This window comes from Shewanella algicola (genome assembly GCF_014648035.1).
GTDB lineage: Bacteria > Pseudomonadota > Gammaproteobacteria > Enterobacterales > Shewanellaceae > Shewanella > Shewanella algicola.
Genome location: NZ_BMQI01000013.1, coordinates 1 through 22153 on the forward strand (window position 1 = coordinate 1; position 22153 = coordinate 22153).

16 protein-coding genes are annotated in these 22153 nt (G+C 43.7%); 12 read left to right on the forward strand and 4 right to left on the reverse strand.

Annotation, left to right across the window (positions count from 1 at the left end; all coding sequences use genetic code 11):
* Positions 1-263 precede the first annotated feature (263 nt).
* Positions 264-1691 carry a cytochrome c oxidase accessory protein CcoG gene (ccoG, locus tag IEY42_RS07265; RefSeq protein WP_188924641.1) on the reverse strand — a complete coding sequence of 476 codons (1428 nt, stop codon included), beginning with the start codon at positions 1689-1691 and terminating at the stop codon, positions 264-266.
* A gap of 76 nt (positions 1692-1767) precedes the next feature.
* Between ccoG and IEY42_RS07270 the strand changes: the two genes are divergently transcribed.
* The 3 genes from IEY42_RS07270 (at position 1768) to IEY42_RS07280 (ending at position 3548) form a co-directional block, all read left to right on the forward strand.
* Positions 1768-2115 (forward strand): hypothetical protein, encoded by a 348-nt coding sequence (locus IEY42_RS07270; RefSeq protein ID WP_188924642.1) that lies wholly within the window; start codon positions 1768-1770, stop codon positions 2113-2115.
* A gap of 98 nt (positions 2116-2213) precedes the next feature.
* A complete protein-coding gene (locus tag IEY42_RS07275) occupies positions 2214-3128 on the forward strand; it encodes a 1,4-dihydroxy-2-naphthoyl-CoA synthase (protein WP_188924643.1) in 915 nt (304 codons plus the stop codon).
* Positions 3129-3326: 198 nt separating this feature from the next.
* Positions 3327-3548 (forward strand): DUF2061 domain-containing protein, encoded by a 222-nt coding sequence (locus IEY42_RS07280; RefSeq protein ID WP_188924644.1) that lies wholly within the window; start codon positions 3327-3329, stop codon positions 3546-3548.
* Between the two features lie 49 nt (positions 3549-3597).
* On the opposite strand, the gene IEY42_RS07285 is transcribed toward IEY42_RS07280, so the two are convergent.
* Entirely contained in the window at positions 3598-5562 is a 1965-nt protein-coding gene (locus tag IEY42_RS07285) for a beta-galactosidase (protein WP_188924645.1), read from the reverse strand.
* A gap of 558 nt (positions 5563-6120) precedes the next feature.
* Between IEY42_RS07285 and IEY42_RS07290 the strand changes: the two genes are divergently transcribed.
* Positions 6121-8256 carry an alpha-galactosidase gene (locus IEY42_RS07290; RefSeq protein ID WP_188924646.1) on the forward strand — a complete coding sequence of 712 codons (2136 nt, stop codon included), beginning with the start codon at positions 6121-6123 and terminating at the stop codon, positions 8254-8256.
* Positions 8257-8343: 87 nt separating this feature from the next.
* Here the strand turns inward: IEY42_RS07290 and IEY42_RS07295 are convergent, their stop codons facing one another.
* On the reverse strand, positions 8344-9042 hold the full coding sequence (locus IEY42_RS07295; protein ID WP_188924647.1) for a FadR/GntR family transcriptional regulator: 699 nt from the start codon (positions 9040-9042) through the stop codon (positions 8344-8346).
* Between the two features lie 192 nt (positions 9043-9234).
* Between IEY42_RS07295 and IEY42_RS07300 the strand changes: the two genes are divergently transcribed.
* The 3 genes from IEY42_RS07300 to IEY42_RS07310 are packed head-to-tail and all read left to right on the forward strand — an operon-like array spanning position 9235 to position 11876.
* On the forward strand, positions 9235-10002 hold the full coding sequence (locus tag IEY42_RS07300; RefSeq protein ID WP_188924648.1) for an SDR family NAD(P)-dependent oxidoreductase: 768 nt from the start codon (positions 9235-9237) through the stop codon (positions 10000-10002).
* Position 10003: 1 nt separating this feature from the next.
* Complete coding sequence (locus IEY42_RS07305) at positions 10004-10966, forward strand: 2-dehydro-3-deoxygalactonokinase (RefSeq protein WP_229779963.1); 963 nt, start codon at positions 10004-10006, stop codon at positions 10964-10966.
* The gene (locus IEY42_RS07310; RefSeq protein ID WP_188924649.1) at positions 10959-11876 is read left to right on the forward strand and encodes an SMP-30/gluconolactonase/LRE family protein; all 918 of its coding nucleotides are present in this window, start codon (positions 10959-10961) and stop codon (positions 11874-11876) included. Before IEY42_RS07305 ends, IEY42_RS07310 begins: the two co-directional genes overlap by 8 nt.
* A gap of 80 nt (positions 11877-11956) precedes the next feature.
* Here the strand turns inward: IEY42_RS07310 and glpD are convergent, their stop codons facing one another.
* Positions 11957-13480, reverse strand: coding sequence for a glycerol-3-phosphate dehydrogenase (gene glpD / locus IEY42_RS07315; protein WP_188924650.1), 1524 nt, complete (start codon positions 13478-13480; stop codon positions 11957-11959).
* Between the two features lie 241 nt (positions 13481-13721).
* On the opposite strand from glpD, the gene IEY42_RS07320 reads away from it, so the two are divergent.
* From IEY42_RS07320 to IEY42_RS07340, 5 genes are all read left to right on the forward strand, one after another.
* Positions 13722-14771, forward strand: a complete 1050-nt coding sequence (locus tag IEY42_RS07320; RefSeq protein ID WP_188924651.1) for a UDP-glucose--hexose-1-phosphate uridylyltransferase — start codon at positions 13722-13724, stop codon at positions 14769-14771.
* The gene (gene galK / locus IEY42_RS07325; protein ID WP_188924652.1) at positions 14764-15912 is read left to right on the forward strand and encodes a galactokinase; all 1149 of its coding nucleotides are present in this window, start codon (positions 14764-14766) and stop codon (positions 15910-15912) included. Before IEY42_RS07320 ends, galK begins: the two co-directional genes overlap by 8 nt.
* Before the next feature lie 110 nt (positions 15913-16022).
* Positions 16023-17363: an alpha/beta hydrolase family protein gene (locus IEY42_RS07330; RefSeq protein ID WP_188924653.1), complete on the forward strand. Its 1341-nt coding sequence runs from the start codon at positions 16023-16025 to the stop codon at positions 17361-17363.
* 384 nt (positions 17364-17747) lie between these two features.
* The gene (locus IEY42_RS07335; RefSeq protein ID WP_188924654.1) at positions 17748-20510 is read left to right on the forward strand and encodes a TonB-dependent receptor; all 2763 of its coding nucleotides are present in this window, start codon (positions 17748-17750) and stop codon (positions 20508-20510) included.
* A gap of 118 nt (positions 20511-20628) precedes the next feature.
* Positions 20629-22152, forward strand: a complete 1524-nt coding sequence (locus tag IEY42_RS07340; RefSeq protein ID WP_188924655.1) for a tryptophan halogenase family protein — start codon at positions 20629-20631, stop codon at positions 22150-22152.
* Position 22153 lies beyond the last annotated feature (1 nt).

Below are 22153 nucleotides of genomic sequence, written 5' to 3' on the forward strand. Positions count from 1 at the left end.
CTTGGGAGGCGTATTTTACGCTTTCCCGTGTTGGCGTCAAGTGTTTTTTCAAACTTTCTTTTCACCCTTAAAAGTTTCAACTTGAACCTTTCAACCTGTCAGCGACGTCTGCCGTGTCAGTGGTTGCGCATTATAGGGAGCTTAAATTTTTGTGCAAGCGTAAAAAGCAGAAATATTGCAAAAACATGACTGAGAGGTGCTTTTTCAATCGAAAAGAACAAAAAAGGGACTATTCGTCCCTTTTTTGGCTATTTTGCTCAGTTTTAACCGCCAAAAAATCGAGTTTCTTGTTTTATCTCTACTGGATTGCCATCAATCTCTGCAGTGATTTTAATATCAATCTTGGTAATGGTTCTTTTCAGCTCAATTGGGTCTACTGCAATACTTACCGGTAATGTTAAAACTTCACCTGCCTCAATAGAGACATGCTGTGGTCCTATCCATTGTGCATTAGATAACCCTTCAACACTTAATTCATATTCCTGGGGTTGCTCTGTTTTATTGAGGATTTTTAATGTGAATGTATTTTCGGTATTACCTTGGTTGTTTTCTCTGAATAACGAATTACGATCGCGGATGACATCCATTCTAACGGGTGCGATGGTGGCACTTGCATAAATGAATAACATCACCATTACCGTTAATACGACTCCATAACCCATTAGCTTTGGACGTAAGACTTTTTGTTGTACACCTTCGAGTTTGTTTTCGGTGGTGTAGCTAATTAAGCCTTTGTCATATCCCATGCGCTCCATTGTATTATCACAAGCATCAATACAGGCTCCACAGTTAATACATTCATATTGTAAACCGTTACGGATATCGATCCCTGTTGGGCATACCTGCACACATAAGTCACAATCTATGCAGTCACCTAACCCCATTTCTTTTGGGTCTTGCTTACGGGTACGTGGACCACGAGTTTCACCTCGTGCCGAGTCGTATCCAACTATATAAGTGTTCTTGTCAAACATTGCAGCTTGGAAGCGTGCATAAGGACACATGTGAATACACATGATTTCTCGCATCCACCCTGCATTGCCGTATGTAGCAATCGTAAAGAAGATAATCCAGAAATAGATAGCACCGCTGGCATTGAGGGTAATGAAGTCGATATAAAGTTCACGACTAGGGATAAAATAGGATACGAAGGTTGTGGCGGTAATGAGTGAGACGAGGAGCCACGATGTATGTTTTGCTGTTTTACGCCATAACTTGTTAAAGCTCCATGGCATTTGGTCAAGCTTGATACGTTTATTACGCGCACCTTCGAACTTTTCTTCAAACCATATAAAGATAAAGGTCCACACGGTTTGTGGGCAAGTGTACCCACACCATACCCGGCCAAGGTATGTCGTCACAAAAAATAGCCCAAAAGCGGCAATGGTGAATAGAGCGGCCAGTAATGTTAGGTCTTGTGGCCAAATGGTTAAGCTGAATACATGGAACTTCTGTTGAGCAAGATCAAACCATACTGCTTGACGATCTCCCCAGGGTAACCATGGTAATAATAAGAATAAAGACATTGCCACCCACCCCATTTGGCGACGTAACTTAGTCCATAACCCATCAATAGCACGAACGTAAATACGGTTGCGCGGATTGAAACGGTCTGCTTTACTGGCATCTGGTTGATGGATTTTGATACGTTGGTGTTTAGCGAAATCCTTGGGGTTAGATTCTTTCGTCATTTTACAGCCTTACTGCTTTAATATTGAACGACAACTAGCTTATTATATAGGTAATAACACATTATTGGATAAAAAGATGAGAGGCTGGATAGGTTTAGCAATAATCGCGGGGATTGTATATTACTTCGCGACTGAAACTGACAAGCTTGATAAGCCAATTAATGACATAAAAAGTATGTTTACTAAGGCTGACAATAAGCTTGATTCTATGACGGGTACCAAAATCATTAAAATAGACAAGCATATACCGCAAGTTAAATCAGAAATTCGAGAACGGTTATCAACGCAAGAGAGCCGAGAGTTAGATAGAGTGTTTGCCAGTAATGAGTCTATTGCTGAGTTTAAAACTCAATATTGCAATAGTAGTGCACGTCATTCGGTGTTTTCCAAAGAGAACTTACAATTTATTTGCGATAAAATTTGATACCTGAGTTAGTTAACGGTTTTATGGTAACAGATTGACCTAAGTAACAAATAAGCCTAGCCTTTATGTAAAATTTACAATAGGGGTTAGGTTTTTTTATGACGCAATCACACACAGAATCGGTATCTGACATCTTTGACCCAGCCTTATGGGATGTTGTCGATGAGTTCAATTTTACTGATATCACTTATCATCGAGCCAAATCACAAGGCACTGTCCGTATTGCGATTAATCGGCCTGACTGTTTAAACTCATTTCGCCCCAAAACGGTAGACGAGCTCTTTATTGCGTTAGACCATGCCAGACAATGGTCTGATGTGGGTTGCGTGCTACTAACCGGGAACGGGCCTTCCGCAAAAGGTCAGTATTCATTTTGTGCCGGCGGCGATCAGCGTATTCGCGGCAAAGATGGCTACAAATACGAAGGTGCTGAAGAAGGCCAACCAGATGTTGCCCGCATGGGGCGCCTGCATATTCTAGAAGTACAGCGACTTATTCGCTTTATGCCTAAAGTGGTCATTGCGGTTGTACCCGGTTGGGCTGTTGGCGGCGGCCATAGCTTGCATGTAGTGTGTGATTTAACACTAGCGTCTAAAGAACATGCAGTATTTAAACAAACCGACCCTGATGTAGGCAGTTTTGACTCTGGATACGGCAGCGCCTACCTAGCCAAGATGATAGGCCAAAAACGCGCCCGTGAAATCTTCTTCCTTGGCTTTAATTACACCGCCGAAGAAGCCTTTAATATGGGTATGGTTAACCGAGCGATACCACATGCAGAGCTCGAAACAGAAGCATTAGCCTGGGCCAAAGAAATTAACTCAAAATCGCCTACTGCAATGCGCATGCTTAAGTATGGCTTTAATATGACAGACGATGGTTTAGTGGGCCAACAGCTATTTGCGGGAGAAGCCACACGTTTAGCTTATGCAAGCGAAGAAGCGCGGGAAGGGCGTGATGCATTTTTAGAAAAGCGCGACCAGGATTTCTCACGTTTTCCTTGGCACTACTAAGGCTTAACTTATCTACAAAGTAGATGCCTAGAACACTGCAACCTCATTAATAATAAAAGTCCTTTTTAAGGGCTTTTATTATTTTATGATTAAAAAACAATCCTAATCGAAATTATCATTTGAAACAATCGAATCAACCCTCTTTACATGATAATGAGAACTGTTATCATTTGATTAAATCAACAGGGGGGATTCATCATGAAAAAGACTATTAGCTTTGCCATCTTACACTTCAGCGTCGCATTTACGATTACCTATTTATTAACAGGTAGCATTGTTATCGGTGGTGCGATTGCCTTACTAGAACCCGCTGTGAATACCGTGGTGTTTTATTTCCATGACAAAGTCTGGAAGAACATTGAGTCTAAACAGGCTCATTCTGTAGCAATATCAGCGGAGCCTGCTCAGCTTGCTAACTAGTCACATCATGGTTAACGACTAACCATAATGTGACCAGATACAAACAAGATTATACGAGTTTAACGATTGCTACGTCATAAGCAGCAAGGTTTGCACTGCCTAATACATATTGACCTTGTAACTCACTCGGTACAGTTTGTGAGTAGCCTGCATAGTTAAATAAATAAGCATAATTACCACGTTGCACAAGACGCATATCTTTTGGCAGTGCAATAGTCGCTAGCCCTAATTCTGCCGCTAACACCGTAAAATACTCGAGCAAAAACGCATCACACGTGAGTGTGGCCACATAACTGGTATTTTGATGACGTGCGAGTGCTGGGTTACCGTCATGATAAGTCGCGACAACATTAACACCCTCCGCAAGTTCTAACTCTTCACGCCAACACTGGCTTTCAAATTTAGCCCCGTTAAAATGCAATACTTCACTGCAATCTGGACGAATGGTTTCTGTTGATAACACTTTTACAGGTACTAATGCTTGCAATACGCCAGGCGCTAGCATTGGTACTAATGACAATTCATCGGTTTTGCTGCCAGAGCGCGGACCTATCACCAGGTGCACATTAGCTTTCTGACATTTCTCAACAAATGCTTGTGGCACGATGGGTAAACATGGTGCCACTACTAGAGCATACTGAGTTAAGTCGTGGTCTACTGACACAAAATCAACGGCTAACCCTAATTGGCGTAACGCCGAGTAATAAGCAAATTCAACGCGCTGATGATTATAACTGTCACCCTGACGTTCAATTTCGGTCACCCACTGGCTATTTGCCCCCGTTACAATCGCCACTTTAGCTTGTACAGGATCGCTAATGGTAAAATCGACTTTAGCCAATTCATCACGCATTTGTTCCACTTCAGTCCAGGCTGCAGCTTTTGAATTGTCGTTACGCTTAATACCTGCATGCATCTGCTCTTGAGCAAACGGTACTTGGCGCCAGCGAAAATAACATACGCAGTCTGCGCCATGAGCAAAGGCTTGCCAGGACCACAGTCTGACCATGCCTTTTTCAGGACGCGGATTATGGTGTGCCCAGTTTACTGGCCCCGGTTGTTGCTCCATTACCCAAAAGTTTTTATTGCTGACGCCACGGCTTTGGTCAAATGAATAACTTGAAAAGTCAGGGTGACCGGTACGCATGTAGGGTTTAAATTGTTCCGCAGGCATGTGTTTAAAGAACATGTCTGAACGACCTAACGGATAATTATCATAGCTAACAAAATCAAGATTTTTAGCTAACGCAAAGTTATCAGCCTGGGTGTCTACCAGCGGAATAAAGTTGTGGGTGACAAAACGATTGGGGGCGTGGGCACGAATGATTTCAATCATCGAATCGTGAAACTTAACCACTTGATCTGAACTAAAACGACGATACGCCAATTGATGTGCAGGATTGGTTTCGGTCACAGCTAAAATAGGCAACTCGATTTGCTCAAAGTCTTGGTACTCCATCGACCAAAACACGTTACCCCATGCCGTGTTGAGCTTTTCAACATCATGTTGATAATAGTCTTTACACCACTGTTGAAATGCCAACTTAGCCACTAACGAACCGCTATGTGTTGTGTCATGACACGCTATTTCATTGTCGGTTTGCCAACCACATACACTGGGGTGCTTACCGTAACGCTCAGCAATCACCGTTGAAATACGCATGGCTTCACGGAAATAATTTTGGCTAGAAAAATCATAATGACGGCGCGAACCAAAGCCACGTGGAGTGCCGGTGTTAATGTCGACAGGTAAAATGTCTGGGTATTTATCGATTAACCATTTAGGAGGCGTTGCCGTTGGGGTGCACATGATCACCTGTAGCCCTTCATTGGCAAGCGTTTCAATCGCACGGTCTAACCACTCAAAAGAATATTTTCCGTCGCGGGCTTCAATTCTAGACCATGCAAACTCGCCAATTCGCACATACTGTAATCCGAGCTGACGCATTTCTTTCGCGTCTTGTTGCCACATAGATTCAGGCCAATGCTCTGGGTAATAGCAAACTCCTAACATGTTAATCTCCAATAAATTGTGCGTAAACCTCAGGTGAACACTAGGACCTGCTGATCTTTGTTGGTTGAATTTTGTTCGAGTTAAAAACGTTTTAATCGAGGCGAATGGATTGAAGCCTAGTCATCTAAGCAACCCTTTATTCGCAAAGATGCATTCAACAAAGAGCAAAACGTTTTTAGCCGAACCCTTCGGGCAGCATTTGTTGGCCATTTTTACTGCGTTATCGACTTTTTATGTAGAATAACTACACACCGAAGTCTCTGCCGCGCCGTTGTAAATGTGAGTAATGGCAAACAATTCGCTGCAAAAACAACCTTGAAAGATCAACAGGCCCTAGAATCACAGTTATTTTGTTCTAATGTCATAGCCCTAACAATGCTTATTTGACGAAATTTTAATGGCAGATAATATACTAACTTAGTATTTATATGATATATAGTATTTTAAATAAGTGGTTCAGTGTTACCGCGGATATCAATGGCTCAATCCGTGGTATTACGATTTAATTATGCAGCACAGAACTGTTAAACGAGACTCTCAATCAAGGAATGTTTACTCATGTCGCCTCACCCACAATTCGTTTTGCTAAATGGCCAGCACACCAGCTTGATTGTTGATTGCAGCAATAAAACCCCAACAATCTTATATTTTGGCAAAAAACTATCGTCAAAAACCACCTACGACATGATGAAGCAACTTAGCACAAGGCAAGAAGCTAAGTGTTCTGTTGTACTTGAGGCACCGATTTCGCTGTCGCCTTTAATGGGTGAAGGCTTTACTGGTGCACCTGGTATTGAAGTGTTTGATAACAACATTGCTTGGTCTATTGGCGGCGCACTAACCTCGGTGACCCAACCCTCTGCCAACGAAACGATTTTTGAGTCTATCGACAGTTTACGTAACTTAAGCGTAAAACATCATTTAATGCTAGACCCCCACTCTGACGTGCTCAGTGCCACCACTGAATTAACCAACTTAGGTAGTCGCACTGTTAATGTGAACTGGTGTGCAGCGCCTACTATTCCAATGCCATTGCATATCGACCAAATTATGTCTTTTGAAGGCCGTTGGTCTAATGAGTTTCAACGTAAATCGTTCGATATGTTCTTAGGCAGCTTTGTGCGTGAAAACCGTAAAGGTAAAACATCGCACGACAACTTCCCTGGCATGGTAATGCACAACAAACTGACCCACGAACAAGGTGGTGAATGTTATGGCTTCCACTTGGGTTGGAGCGGTAATCACAAAATGCGTGCAGAACTACTGGCTGAAGGTCGCAGTTATGCGCAATTAGGCGAGTTATTAATGCCAGGAGAACTCGCCCTAGCACCCAATGAGTCTTACACCAGCCCGACACTGTATACCGCCTACTCAAACCAGGGCTTTAGTGGGTTGTCGCATCATTTCCACCAGTTTGTACGTCAATCATTAATCACCGACAAAGTGCGCCAAAAACCGCGCCCTGTGCATTACAACACCTGGGAAGGGATTTATTTTGACCATGATGTCGCGGTTTTACAGTCTCTAGCCACTCAAGCGGCAGACATTGGTGCTGAGCGCTTTGTACTTGATGACGGTTGGTTTAAAGGGCGTCGTGGTGACTTTGCTGGTTTAGGTGATTGGACTGTTGACCGCGAAATCTACCCAGACGGTTTGCAGCCATTAATTGATCATGTCAATAACGTCGGCATGGAGTTTGGTTTATGGTTTGAACCAGAAATGGTTAACCCAGACAGTGATTTGTATCGTAACCATCCAGAATGGGCACTGCAAACTGCAGGTAACGAGCAACTTAAATTTAGAAAACAGTTGGTGCTAGACATGACCAACCCAGCGGTAACAGATTATTTATTTAATGCGATTAACGACATTTTGGTTGAGTACCCGCAAATCGTCTACATTAAATGGGATATGAACCGCGACTTAAACCACGCGGGTAACCTAGCTGGCAAGCCAGCAGTACACCAACAAACACTGGCGGCTTATGCGTTAATAGAACGCTTGAAGCAAGCACATACTCATGTTGAAATTGAAAGCTGTTCGTCTGGTGGTGCGCGTGTGGATTATGGCGTATTACGTTATACCGATCGTGTTTGGACGTCAGACTCAAACGACGCCTTAGACCGACTTACCATTCAACGTGGTTGTTCATTCTTTTTCCCAGCAGAAGTGATAGGCGCGCACGTAGGTCCACGCGATTGTCATATTACAGGCCGCAATATTAGTATTGCCATGCGCGCCGCGGTGGCGTTCTTTGGTCATATGGGTATTGAAATGGACCCGCGTGAATTAACCGACGACGAACGTCAGCAATTACAACAAATCATTAAACTGCATAAACAGCATCGTCAATTGATCCACAGCGGCAAGCTAGTGCGCTTAAATACCGATGGCGACTCTATTAATTTTGGTATTGTTAACGCAGAGCAAAGCCAGGGATTATTTGCTTATAACAGCGTAAAAGAAACCCAGCGTACTAATCCACCTAAGTTCCACTTTGCCGGATTAGATGCAGATAAAGACTATAAATTATCACTTGTATGGCCAACTGGGTTCTCGTTCTATTCGCCATCAATATTGAGCGTAATAGAAAACCAAACCTTTAGTGGCGAAGCATTGATGACCTTTGGTATGCAATTGCCTATCACCTTCCCGCAGACTTCATTGATTTTTGAATTAAACCAAGTGAAATAACAAGGTTGTACGCATTCAACTTATCCCCATAAGCAAAAGAGCATCTAGATTAGATGCTCTTTTTATTATCGGATTATCAATTAACGATTATAATTTTGACTCAATTAACTCAAGCGCTTCTTCTAGAATCGTTGATACTGCAGCGCGCGTTTGTTGTGGATTACGTGCTTTTATCGAGTTAAAAATCTCAGCGTGCTTTTGCACATCAGCACCGGGTACGCCTTTAATTTTATTGGTGTAGCGAATACTGACTCTAAGCGCTGTGCTGATAAATTCAGTCAACTGCACAAAAAAACGATTACCACTGGCAATTAAAATACTGGTATGAAAAGCAATATCAGCCTCTAACGGATCATCTAACCCTTGCTCTGCTTCCACCATGCGCTCTAGGGCTTTCTCAATTGAAGCAATTTGCTCGTCCGACGCATTCATAGCAGCAAGTGCAGCAGCTTGAGGCTCTAACGCAACGCGCACCTGGGTAAATTCTTTTAATAAGGCTAATGACGGCTTACTACTCAAAATCCACTTTAATACGTCAGTATCAAACATGTTCCAATTGCTTTCAGGCAGCACGCGGATACCTTGTTTAGGCCGCGAAGAAATCAACCCTTTAGCAGACAACATCTTGACTGCTTCACGAGTAGAGCTGCGGCTCACGTCGTATTCGATGCACAAGTCAGCTTCTGACGGCAAACCTTCACCAACTGGGTAAACCCCTTTTACGATGGCGATCCCTAAATCGTGGGTGAGTTGATGGGTTAAATTTTGACGCGGTGAAGTGCTCATGCCTTTTACTGTCCAATATTCAGTACATAAATATGTTATATCATATTTAAATGCGATTACGATATAACTTTGTTTTACTCGTTGTTAATGTTAAAAATAACTAAAAATAAATAGTATTTATCGGATTAAGTTGTTAATCCAACATACCGCTAGTTAACCATAAGCAAAAATAATAGGTTTGGAGCGTTATCTGTGAGTCAGTCCACTCAGTACCAAGACTTAACAAACAAAGTCATCTTTATTACCGGCGGAGCCAGTGGTATTGGTGCGGCAATGGTTGAAGCTTTTGCCCGCCAACATGCCAAAGTGGCCTTTATTGATATAGACCAACAAGCGGCAGATGCGCTTAAACAAAAACTGACACAAAATGAACTCACCTCTATTTGGTTTCGCGCTGTCGATGCCACCGATTCTGAGTCGCTGCAGTTAGCCATTAGAGACGTTGCTGAGCATTTTGGTCGCTTTGATGTGTTAATCAATAATGTCGCCAATGATGCACGCCAGGATGTCGAAACCATTTCGGCACACGACTGGCACAAGTGTATGCAAATCAACCTAGACCCAGCCTTTTTTGCCTCTCAGGCAGCCTACAGCCAAATGAAACTCCAGCATTCGGGCAGTATTATTAACTTCAGCTCAATTACCGCATTATTAGGCTCGCAACAAATGACCGGCTATGTGACGGCAAAAGCGGGCTTAATTGGGATGACACGCTCATTATCGCGGGAGTTTGGGGACGCAGGTATTCGCGTCAATGCCATTTTACCTGGCTGGGTCGCAACTGAAAAACAGCTGTCGAGCTGGCTAACCGAACAAGAAGAACAAAAGTGGACCGATGCAATGGCCTTAAAACGTCGTATTACCCCTGAAGACGTCGCTAAGCTAGCACTATTTTTAGCATCCGATAACAGTGAACTCATCACCGGACAGTGTATTAATATTGACGGTGGGAGAGCCTAGTTTGTTTACTGAACATCAACACTTTATTGCCGTAGATTGGGGTACCAGTCATTTACGCGCTTACCTGTGTTTGGCTGAAGCCAATAAACCGCTTACCGTACTTGAGCAAGGCAACAATGTTGGCGTAAAAAAAATCATTACCGACTTTGAAACAACGTTAATGGACAGTGTCGCTCCTTGGGCAGCACGTTTTGGTCAATTACCCATATTAATGATTGGCCAAATAGGCTCCAGCATTGGTTGGAAAGAAACCCAATATCTGGCTTGCCCCATTTCGCCGACAGAAGTGATTAGTGCGGGCACCCGCTTTAATTGCCAGGGCCATCAGGTAACGATTTATCCTGGTTTGCGTTGTCAATTACACAACCATTTGCATGATTCTATGCGCGGCGAAGAGTTCCATTTGCTTGGTTGGTTAGCCATGGCACCACAGCACTTACAAGGTCGGCATTTAGTGTGTTTACCAGGTACTCATACTAAATGGGTATTAATTGAAGATGGTAAAGTGGTGTTATTTAAAACCGCCCTAACCGGTGAGCTATATGACTTACTGTCGTCTAATAGTGTACTGATCCAAGAAAAAGTCTCTGATTTAGAGTTTGATTTTGATGCCTTTATTCAAGGGGCTGACTTTAGCTTATCTTCTGCCACCGACAATTTCGCCCACGGATTATACAGCGTGCGCAGCAAGCAACTCTTCGAGGGCTATACCACTAAACAAGCCCATGCTTATTTGTCTGGTTTATTAATTGGTTGTGATGTGCGCGCAGCTAAACATGCAACTGAATGGCAATTAACCCAATTGAGTTCTGTGGCCATTATTGGTCCGCCTCATCTGAGCCAATGCTTTGCTAAAGCCTTAAATTTTTGCAACATTAACACCACTCTTTGGGATGTCACTGAAGCAACACTCGCAGGCTTCAATATGGTGTACCAGCAAGCGATAAAAACTAGTAATGATTAGTCTTTCATCTTGTATTGGCGAGCTTATTCAGGTTATTCCTTCCCAAAACCAATTGGGGGAAAATGCCTTATGGCACCCACAGCATCGCGCAATTTATTGGATAGATATTATGGCGGGCGACATCCATAAATACACTATCGATGACCAAGCACACCAGCAATATCATTTACCTTACCGCATCGGCAGTTTTGCATTTTTAGCCGACCAGAATGCACATCAAGTGATTGTGGCATTTGAACAAGGTTTTGCGTTGTATCATCTTGAAACCCATGCAATAACCTGGCTTAACCAACCGGAAGGCACACAGCTTGGAAATCGTTTTAATGATGGTCGCACCGACCGATGCGGCCATTTTTGGGCTGGCACCATGGTTGAAACACGCCACACGCCACAGCAGCAAGGTAGCCTTTATCGTGTAGACCACCAGGGGCAATACCATAAATATTTTAGCGATATAATGATATCAAACGGCCTATGCTGGAGCCCAGACGGCAGTATCATGTATCACGCAGACTCTGAGCGCCATTGTATTTATCAGTACAAGTACTGCCAGCAAAGCCATGCATTAAGCCAAAAACAGCTCTTTGCTACAACAGAAAATCATGTATTTCCTGATGGTTCTACCGTGGATACCGACGGTTTTATGTGGAATGCGCAATGGGGCGATCATAGCGTAGTGCGCTATAACCCTGATGGTAAGATAGTTGAAAAACTGGTTGTTCCTGCGGTGCAGCCATCAAGCGTGGCAATAGGTGGACCTAACCTAGATTGGCTGATTGTCACCACATCTCGTATCGAATTATCACCACAACAATTATTAGACTACCCGTTGTCTGGCAATGTGTTTATTTACCAATTAAATAACGTCACTGGTATTGTCGACACCCCTTGTGGCCTGCTAAAAGCCTAAACTAAAACGCCAATATCAACAGGGATATTGGCGTGTAATATGATTACAAATTAACCTCAGCTAGGGCTAATACGGCTTACCTAGCCCGCCTGCTGTGAAGCCTCAACCACGTTAGCCTGAGTCGCCTGCATATAGTTGCTCAGTTGCTGTTGTTGCTCTGCAGAAAAATGCAATCCAAGCTTTGTTCGACGCCACAGCACATCTTGACTAGTACAAGCCCATTCGTTTGCCATCACATAGTCAACTTCGGCCTGATAAAGCCCATGGCCAAAATCGATACCTAATGCTTCAGCTGAGTTAGCGTCATTTAAAATATATTGGGTTCTCGCGCCATAAGTACGCAATAACCGGCTAATGTATTTTGGTGCTAACCACTGATATTGTTGCTGATAAATACGGGTTAACTCGGCTAAATGACTAAAGTCACCACCGGGCAATACCTGTTGTGCAGTCCAAGGGTTACCCATTTTAGGATGAAACGGCTTAAGACGATTCACTGCCGCTTCGGCCAGTTTGCGATACGTGGTAATTTTACCGCCAAATACCGACAACAAGGCCGCTTTACCTTTGGGGGCATCGACAATAAAGGTGTAATCACGCGTAACAGATTGTGCCGATTCAGACTCATCATCCATCAAGGGTCTCACCCCAGAAAAAGTATGTACAATGTCTTGTTCACTAATGGTGGTTTTAAAATAATGATTAGTAATATTAACAAGGTAATCAATTTCTTGTTGATCAATCCTCACATCTTTGGGATTACCAACGAAATCAACATCCGTGGTGCCAATCAATGAAAAATCATCTTCAAACGGGATCACAAAAACGATTCGTTGATCTTCGTTTTGTAAGATATAAGCATGTGGCTGCTGGTGGATTTTAGGCACCACAATATGGCTACCTTTCACCAAACGGATTTTTTGCGGTGAAGGCTGCTTGATGACATGACTAAATAAACTCGACACCCAGGGACCAGAAGCATTCACCACGGTTTTAGCCAGCACATCGCGCACCGATTGTTCAGCCAGGTTTTGTAAGCTTAAACGCCAAAACTCGCCCTGACGCTCAGCATTAATGCAACGCGTTTGAGTGCAAATTTGCGCCCCTAACTCTTTTGCAGCTAACGCATTTAATACCACTAAACGAGAGTCATCTACCCAGGCATCTGAATATTCAAAACCTTGAATAAAGCTTGGTTTTAACGGGCTATCGGCACTAAAGGCGATTTTTCTTGAACCACTTAACGTGGCGCGCGAGGCCAAATTATCATATAGAAATAATCCCAGACGGATCATCCATGATGGGCGTAAATGCGCCTGATGCGGGAGTCTAAACGTTAATGGGGTAATTAAATGTGGCGCTTTTTTTAATAGCACTTCACGCTCAGCCAAAGCCTCTTTAACTAAGCGAAATTCATAATGCTCTAAATAACGTAAGCCGCCATGAATTAACTTACTGCTGTTAGACGATGTCGCCGAGGCTAAATCGTTTTGTTCACACAGTAATACACTCAATCCACGCCCTACCGAATCGGCCGCTATTCCAACACCGTTAATGCCACCGCCAATCACGACAACATCGACTATCTCTATATCGGCTTCCATTTACGTACCCACCTGCTAAAATAAATATGATAAATACTATATATTAATCACATAATAGAGTGACTCACCGTTAATTGACAAGCAGAATTAGAAAGATCTTGTCGAAATTGATTACATCTTGTTAAATAAAATACTTAATAGTAGTATTTATCATATAAATTAATTTGTATAATTTATCATCGTATGAATGTTGCCCTAAAAACGGTAAGGCGACAGCATAAACACAGATAAAAGGATTGCCATGAGCCAGTTTGAATTTACCCACAGACGAAAAAACCCGTTAACGGGTAATTGGGTGCTAGTGTCGCCACACAGAAATAACCGTCCATGGTTAGGTGCGACTGAAAAAAGTGCCCCTTCAAACTTACCAGAACACGATGAGACATGCCCATTGTGCCCAGGTAATCAACGCGCTAATGACACCCATAACCCTGAGTATGACAAAACCTTTGTGTTCACCAATGACTTTGGCGCTCTCACACCTCACGTAGCAGAGCAAGCAGCACAACTTGAAACAAACCCATTATTTGAAATAGAAGCTGCCACGGGCGAATGTCGGGTGATTTGTTTTTCACCTAAACACAATAAAACCCTACCCGAACTACCTGCTAACGAAATTAAAGACGTTGTCGATACCTGGAAACAGCACTATGTAGAACTGTCTGCCCAGTATGCTTGTGTGCATATTTTTGAAAATAAAGGCGCCGTGATGGGCTGCTCACAACCGCACCCACACGGGCAAGTTTGGGCCCACAGCCATTTATCGACAGAAATCCAATTAGAACAAGCCAGCCAACATCAATACCAACAAACCCACGGCAGCAATTTACTCGCCGATTACGTTAAGCGTGAAATAGCTGATGGTGAACGTGTGGTATACCAAAATGACCACTGGCTAGTTGTTGTACCATTTTGGGCGGCATGGCCATTTGAAACCTTATTAGTCAGTAAAGATGACGTACGTCATTTTGGCCAATTAACTGAAGCGCAATCAACCGCTCTCGCTGACGCCATAAAAGTGCTCACCACCCGTTATGACAACGTGTTTAATTGCAGTTTCCCATACTCGATGGGTTGGCACTGCGCCCCAAGTGACTTAGACGATGATAGCCACTGGCGCATGCATGCACACTTTTATCCACCATTATTGCGCTCAGCTACGGTAAAAAAACACATGGTCGGCTATGAGATGCTAGCCGAAAGCCAACGCGATTTAAGCCCTGAAACCGCTGCAAAAATACTAAAAAATGCCAGCGACGTACACTACACCGAAGGAAATCAACATGACTAACAGCGCGCTGCAGGCATTGTTTACCCAGCAATATGGATCAGATGCACAAGGTGTGGTCAGCGCACCCGGTCGTGTTAATTTGATTGGTGAATTTACCGATTACAACCAGGGGTATGTTTTACCTTGCGCCTTAACATTTCGCACTCAAGTGCTTTATCGTTTACGCAACGACAATAACGTTAATGTTATTTCGACAATGTATCCCAATGAACAAGAAAGCTTTGAGGTTAATCAAACGATTACTCAAGGTAGCTCGCAATGGGGTAACTACATTCGCGCAGTCGCTTTTGTGCTAAACCGTGCGGGCCACCAGCTCAATGGTGTTGATTTACTGATTGAAAGTAACGTCCCTCAAGGCAGTGGTTTATCATCGTCTGCAGCCCTTGAAGTGGCAATTGCAGGTATGTTTAATCACGTCTGTGGTTTGAACCTTAGCGAAGAGCAAATTGCGTTATTTGGCCAAGAAGCTGAAAACGACTTTATGGATTGCCAATGCGGCATTATGGATCAGCTCATTTCAGCTAAAGGTCAACAAGACCAAGCCTTATTGATTGACTGCCAAAACCTACAAACTCAAGCGGTAACCATTCCTACCGACTTATCAATTGTGATTGTTAATTCAAACTATCCACGCAAGTTAGTCGACAGTGAATACAACCGACGCCGCATAGACTGTGAACAAGCCGCAAGCAAAATGGGCCTAACCACGTTACGCGACGCTAATTTGACATTACTAGCGCAAACAAAACCGCAAATGAGCGCAGACGAGTTTGCCCGCGCCCATCATGTTATTACCGAAAACGACCGCGTGATTGCCGCAACCAAAGCGCTAGCCAATAACGACATTGAACAACTGCGAATATTGATGACCGCATCGCACCAGTCACTCAAGCATGACTTTGAAGTGACCGTGCCAGCAACCGACGGCCTAGTGCAAATTTGCCAACAAGCACTGGGCGATCGTGGTGCAGTACGCATGACCGGAGGCGGTTTTGGCGGTGCGATTGTTTGTTTATGTCGCCACGAAGATGTCGCGGTCATTCAGCAAGCAGTAGAACAGCAATACTTTGCCCAGTGTAATCTGCAAGCCGACATCTATGTGTGTACCGCAGGTAACGGACTGACAGTACAACCATACTAAAAGCCTACACTCATTTGTATCAACACGCTATGCGGGCAAGAATTAGCACCCGCTATGCATCAGCCTTATTGATGCATATGGAAATGAACTACCGAAAAGGACAGCATTAAATGTATAAAAAGACGCTCAGCTGCGCAGCATTATTATGGTTAAGCACCTCCACTGTCGTGGTGGCAGGCACACTAAATCCAGACACCAATGCAGCATCTCAACCTGAGCAACTTTATCCAACATTGCTGCCCAAAGAAGCCCTGCCTGAATTAGCTCAAATTGGCCAATATTCAGTGGGTGTAAAAACGGTTCAGCTGGTGAATAAAAAACAATTTAACCCGAGCAGCCAAACCCTTGAAGACCGAAAGCTAACCGTAGAAGTTTGGTACCCAACCAATAAAACTCCTACAACCACACCCAAAGCAGTTTACCGTGACGAAACGCGCTTAGGCTTACCCTTTGCATTACAAGGCAATGCCATTCGCGAAGCCGAAGTGGTTAACTTAACAGGCCAGCCATTCCCATTAGTGGTGTTATCGCACGGCTATACCGGTTATCGCACCATTATGTTTTATTTGGCAGAGCATTTAGCCTCACACGGTTATGTGGTGGCAGCACTTGATCATACCGACTCGACCAATGCCGACGTCGACATGGTTAATGCACCGTTTAGTGGTTTTTTTAGTACGCTACTGAATCGCTCTCGCGATCAGCAATTTACTCTTGATTATTTTACTAACACAGACAATTTTGTTAGCAGCATAATCGACACTCAACGTGCTGGATTAATTGGTTATTCAATGGGCGGCTATGGTGCGGTAAATACCGTTGGCGGCTGTTACCAATTTAATCAACAAACCGCGGCCACGTTTACCGGCAGTAAAGATGTGAATGTGATTAATGGTGCGATTGCATTGCTCAATACCTGTGCTGGTGGTCAATCTGCGCCAGCAAAAGTCGACCCTAAATGGAAAGCCATGATAGCCATGGCACCTTGGGGCGGAAACTATCAACTGTTTAATTCTGAGTCGCTTGCCAAAATCACGACCCCAACGTTATATGTTTCTGGCGACCTTGATGATATTTCAGGGTACAAAGGCATCCAATCGTTATACCAAAAAACCGGTGGCGACAGCACTTATATGCTTACCTACCACAACGCACGCCACAACATAGCGCCTCATCCTGCACCACACATTGCTTACCAAAATGAAATAGACCTTGGTCATTACTTTGAGCCAGCATGGAGCAACACTCAACTCAACACTATCAATAAACACTTCGCATTAGCCATGATGAATTGTCATGTTAAAAATCAACAAGATAAATGTGCATTCTTACAGCTCAATGGTCAATCAAATGAACAAGATGCCCAAGGCAACCCAACACCCGCATGGAAAGGGTTTGCCCATCGCTACGCGACAGGAATGTCATGGGATATGAAAAAGCCTAAGCCTTAGTCGTTTAGCGATTACCATTCTGAAAACAAACTGTCGATTTTTGACGGTTTGTTTTCAATATCACAAATTGAATTCGCAGTAAAACCACAACAAAAAACCAACAAATGTAAAGCTGATAAAATATATATCACCACCTCAAAAGTAACACGTAACAACCTGATAAATAATAAAAATCAAAATATCCCTGTGAATTTCATTGTGATACCCACACATGTTTCGTTCAAAAAACAACCTAAAAAACAACAAAATCAGAATTTGACATAGGTCACATTGTTAAGAAAAGGTTGATATTTAACCTCACTTACTATATTTATAAGATAAATAAGCTTTAATTTAAAAATCAAGATTTATAAAAAAGCAACAACATCAACTGGGGGAAGAAAAATGTCTACAAAAGGAATCGCTACTTTTGGTAAGAGGACAACGTTAGCACTTGCTATTGCTGGGGCAATTGGCAGTGTTCACGGAGTAACAGCAGCAGAAGCTGAAACTCAAGCCAATGAGCAAATTGAAGTCATTGCTGTAAAAGGGATCCGCAGCAGTTTAAAAAACTCTATGGCCGACAAGAAATCCGCATCCGTGGTTTCAGATGGTATTTCGGCAGAAGATCTGGGTAAATTTCCAGACTTAAACGTTGCAGAGTCATTACAACGTATTACAGGTGTCTCTATTGACCGTAGCGGCGGCGAAGGTCAAGCCGTTACCGTTCGAGGTTTTGGCCCACAATTTAACACGGTACTGGTTAACGGCCGCCAAATGGCAACCGACAGTGCAGGTCGTGAGTTTAACTTCGACATCTTGGCTGCTGAGCAAATTACCGGCGCCAACGTATACAAAACCACCAATGCTAGTATGCAAGAAGGCGGCATTGGCGGCACAATCGACCTAACAACGGCACGTCCATTTGATTACAGCGGCTTGCAAATTGTAGGTTCAGTAAAAGGCATGTACGAAAGCCTTTCAGAAGACGTATCTCCTGCGGTTTCAGGCTTAATCAGTAACACCTTTAATGACGAAACCATGGGTGTGTTATTGGCAGTAAGCCATCAAGAACGTAGCGTGCAAATTAACCAAATTAATACAGCAGGCTGGCGCGGCGGCCAAACGATTTCTAACGCACGAGATGGTGTGTTGTTCACAAACGCTTATATCCCACGTAACTGGGACCAAATCGTTGATGAACAAGACCGTACCCGTACCAACGCCAGTTTAGTGTTTCAATATGCACCCTCTGACGATGTCAGCATTACTTTAGACGGCTTTATCTCTAAGTTTGAAGTCGACTCACAAGTGACCGATTTAGCCTCATGGTTTGAACCCGATCGTGTCGGCAGTGCCACGATTGATCCTTCTACTGGGACATTATTATCATTTACCCAAGACGTGGGGTTACATCAAGGCAGTGGCGATCCAGCCACCGACTTTGTATCGCACACACGTAACTCTCGCGATGTGACTAACAGCGGTGTTGGCTTAAATGTGAAATGGGATGTAACAGACCAATTAAAAGCTAACTTTGACGTATCAAACTCAAATGCAGAAAACGACCGTGCTGGGCGTGACCGCTTTAACGTTGTGGGTATGATAAACAGTTTTGCGTTTGATGGCACCGGCGGCGTGCCAACAGTCGTTCATGATGGGTTTACAAATGGCAGCTTGCCTGACGCGAATCTAGCGCGTTTGCATTATAACGAAAAAGGTAATCAATTCAGCGATGAAGATGAAATCACTGAGTTTAAAGCTGATTTTGAATACACCCCCGATTCGTTAGTTTTTACCAAAGCTAAATTCGGTGTTTATCGTCAAGAACGTGAAAAATCGAGCTATCAAATTTTTGGTAGTCAATGTCAATTCTGTGGCTACGGCACCGAGGCTCCAATCGACGCGATTGATTTTAGACCTTACACAGCCAACAACTATTTCTCTGGCTTAATCGACACCTTCTACACCTATGACGGTGATGCGATGGTGGATTACTTAGCTGCTGAAGGCTACCCCATTACGCCAACATTACAAAACAACCGTTATACCATTAATGAAGATGTCACCAGCCTATACATGAACTTCACGTTTATCTATGACGTTGGCGATATGCCATTAACCGTTGATTTTGGTGCGCGTTACTCAAATACCGATGTGGATGTAAGTGCAGTACAAAGCTATATCTCAGACGTAGCTCCTACCAGCGATGCAACCTTGTTTCAAAACTTTTATGGCCCAGCGGAAAACATTACCCAAGGCACATCTTACTCTAACCTATTACCAAGCTTAAACATTAAGTTAGATCTGCAAGACGATATGGTTTTACGCTTTGCTGTGTATGACTCATTAACTCGCCCAACCATGTCTCAGCTTTCGCCTGCGACAAACTTTAATGAGCCACGCCGTCAAAACTTAACCGCAAGTGGTGGTAACCCTGCGCTAGAGCCGTTCCGTTCTGAAAACTGGGACGTGTCTTACGAATGGTACTACGACGATGCGAGCTTATTTAGCTTTGCATTCTTCAGCAAAGAAGTCGACGACTTCATCGTAAGTTTAACCGGTGAAGAAACTTACCAAATGACCGATCGTAGTGGTCCTGATTACAACTGTAGCACCGCTAACTCAGATCTATGTACTAGCGACGTTGTAGCGACCACAGAAGAATTAAATGGTCAGTCTGAAGTGTATACAGTGACCCGTCCACGCAATGGTGAATCTGCACGTATTACCGGTTACGAAATTGCGTTAACTCACGTATTCGACAACGGTTTTGGTGTAACCGCTAACGCTACAGTGGTAGATAGCAACGTTAAAGTGGATGCTAACTCTACCCAAAGCTTCGCGCTTGAAGGTTTAGGTGACTCACAAAACTTAATCGTGTTCTACGAGCAAGACAACTGGCAAGCACGCGTTGCATTTAACAACCGTGAAGGTTTTTTACGTCAACTAGATAACGGTTTTAACGGTGAGCCAATTAAAACTGAAACTTTCGGACAGTGGGATATTAGCGCCAGCTATGACATTAACGAAAACATTTCTGTTTTTGTTGAAGGTATTAACATCACTGAAGAAGAACTAGTACAAACGGGCCGCTTCGCCAACCAAGTTTACTCGGTTGAAGACAACGGTTCACGCTACGCAGTAGGGTTAAGAGGCAAGTTCTAAGTTATAAGCCTTAAAAAGACAGGTGCAAGCGCACCTGTCTTTTTGTTTATAACAAGACCGACAAACTTCACCTTGTGATAGTGTTTAAGCACTCAATTGCAAACAGGATGTTAACCCAATGGCAAAAGCAGTAAAAAAAATAATCATTGTGGGCGGCGGAACAGCGGGCTGGTTAACGGCAGCCATCATTGCATCGCATCATAAAAGCCAAACAGGCCAGGCGATAGACATAAGCTTAATCGAGTCGTCAGATATTCCAACTGTTGGAGTGGATGAAGGCACTTGGCCAACCATGAAAAATACCCTACAACAAATAGGGTTGAACGAAAGTGATGTTTTTAGAAAGTGCCATGCGACGTTTAAACAAGGCGGCAAATTTGTCAGCTGGGTGCATGGCAATGGCGACTTTTATTATCATCCTTTTACTGTACCACTGGGCTACGGCCGCCTCGATTTGGCGCCATATATTGATAATATTAAAGATTACGCCGAACAAACCAATTTTCAACATGCTATTTGCGAGTCAGGCCTTGCGCCGCGCAGCATGGCAGAAGGTGACTATCAAGGCACATGCAACTATGCCTACCACCTCGATGCGGGCGCCTTTGCCGACTTGCTCAAACAACACTGTAAAACCCAGCTCAACGTTAATCACATTATTGGTACGGTCGACCATGCTAGCGTCGACAGCCAGGGCAATATCAGCCATGTAACACTTATCGATCAAGCTCCTATCGAAGGTGACTTATTTATTGACTGCACCGGGTTTGCATCGTTATTGCTCGGAAAAACCTTAAACGTTCCCTTCATTAAGCTCGACCATGTACTGTTTAATGACCGCGCAATCGCCATGCAAGTGCCTTACGACAATGCAGACAGCCCCATTGCTTCACACACTATCGCAACCGCACAAGATTCTGGTTGGATTTGGGATATCGGCTTAACGCACCGCCGCGGCGTAGGTCATGTTTACTCAAGCCGCTTTATGAGCGACGAACAAGCAGAAGCCAATTTACGTCGTTATATTGGTCCTAAAGCAGACGGATTACCCGTAAAGCATATTCGTTACCAAAGCGGCCACCGTGAACGTTTTTGGCAAAATAACTGTGTCGCTGTGGGGATGTCGGCAGGATTTGTAGAGCCACTTGAAGCAACCGCCATTATGCTGATTGAAATATCAGCCCGCTACATTGCTGAGAATTTACCCGTTAACGATAACATCATGGCATTAACGGCCAAGCGCTTTAATCAACAAATGGATTATCGCTGGGGTCGTATCGTCGATTTTTTAAAACTTCATTACATGTTAACCAAACGTCCAGAGCCATATTGGCAGGCGCACTGTAATCCAGACTCTATCCCGCAAAGCCTACAAGACGACCTAAGCATGTGGGCATTTAGAGGCCCCACCAGCAAAGACTTTACTGGTCCAAATGAGCTATTTCCTGCAGCCAGTTATCAGTATGTTCTTTATGGTATGGAGTTTAAGCCAGACTATTCGCAACACGCCCACTTGTACCAGCAACACGCGCAAGCGTCGCAAATATTAAACCGCAATGTTCAGCTCACACAGCAGATGCTCAACACCCTGCCGCCTCATCGTGACTTTATTGAACAATGGTTAACTCACTCTCAACAGTAGA

Bases quoted from the DNA above. Each gene is read 5' to 3' on its own strand.
- ccoG (WP_188924641.1), bottom strand. From the start codon at position 1,691: ATGACGAAAGAATCTAACCCCAAGGATTTCGCTAAACACCAACGTATC.
- IEY42_RS07270 (WP_188924642.1), top strand. From the start codon at position 1,768: ATGAGAGGCTGGATAGGTTTAGCAATAATCGCGGGGATTGTATATTAC.
- IEY42_RS07275 (WP_188924643.1), top strand. From the start codon at position 2,214: ATGACGCAATCACACACAGAATCGGTATCTGACATCTTTGACCCAGCC.
- IEY42_RS07280 (WP_188924644.1), top strand. From the start codon at position 3,327: ATGAAAAAGACTATTAGCTTTGCCATCTTACACTTCAGCGTCGCATTT.
- IEY42_RS07285 (WP_188924645.1), bottom strand. From the start codon at position 5,562: ATGTTAGGAGTTTGCTATTACCCAGAGCATTGGCCTGAATCTATGTGG.
- IEY42_RS07290 (WP_188924646.1), top strand. From the start codon at position 6,121: ATGTCGCCTCACCCACAATTCGTTTTGCTAAATGGCCAGCACACCAGC.
- IEY42_RS07295 (WP_188924647.1), bottom strand. From the start codon at position 9,042: ATGAGCACTTCACCGCGTCAAAATTTAACCCATCAACTCACCCACGAT.
- IEY42_RS07310 (WP_188924649.1), top strand. From the start codon at position 10,959: ATGATTAGTCTTTCATCTTGTATTGGCGAGCTTATTCAGGTTATTCCT.
- glpD (WP_188924650.1), bottom strand. From the start codon at position 13,480: ATGGAAGCCGATATAGAGATAGTCGATGTTGTCGTGATTGGCGGTGGC.
- IEY42_RS07320 (WP_188924651.1), top strand. From the start codon at position 13,722: ATGAGCCAGTTTGAATTTACCCACAGACGAAAAAACCCGTTAACGGGT.
- galK (WP_188924652.1), top strand. From the start codon at position 14,764: ATGACTAACAGCGCGCTGCAGGCATTGTTTACCCAGCAATATGGATCA.
- IEY42_RS07330 (WP_188924653.1), top strand. From the start codon at position 16,023: ATGTATAAAAAGACGCTCAGCTGCGCAGCATTATTATGGTTAAGCACC.
- IEY42_RS07335 (WP_188924654.1), top strand. From the start codon at position 17,748: ATGTCTACAAAAGGAATCGCTACTTTTGGTAAGAGGACAACGTTAGCA.
- IEY42_RS07340 (WP_188924655.1), top strand. From the start codon at position 20,629: ATGGCAAAAGCAGTAAAAAAAATAATCATTGTGGGCGGCGGAACAGCG.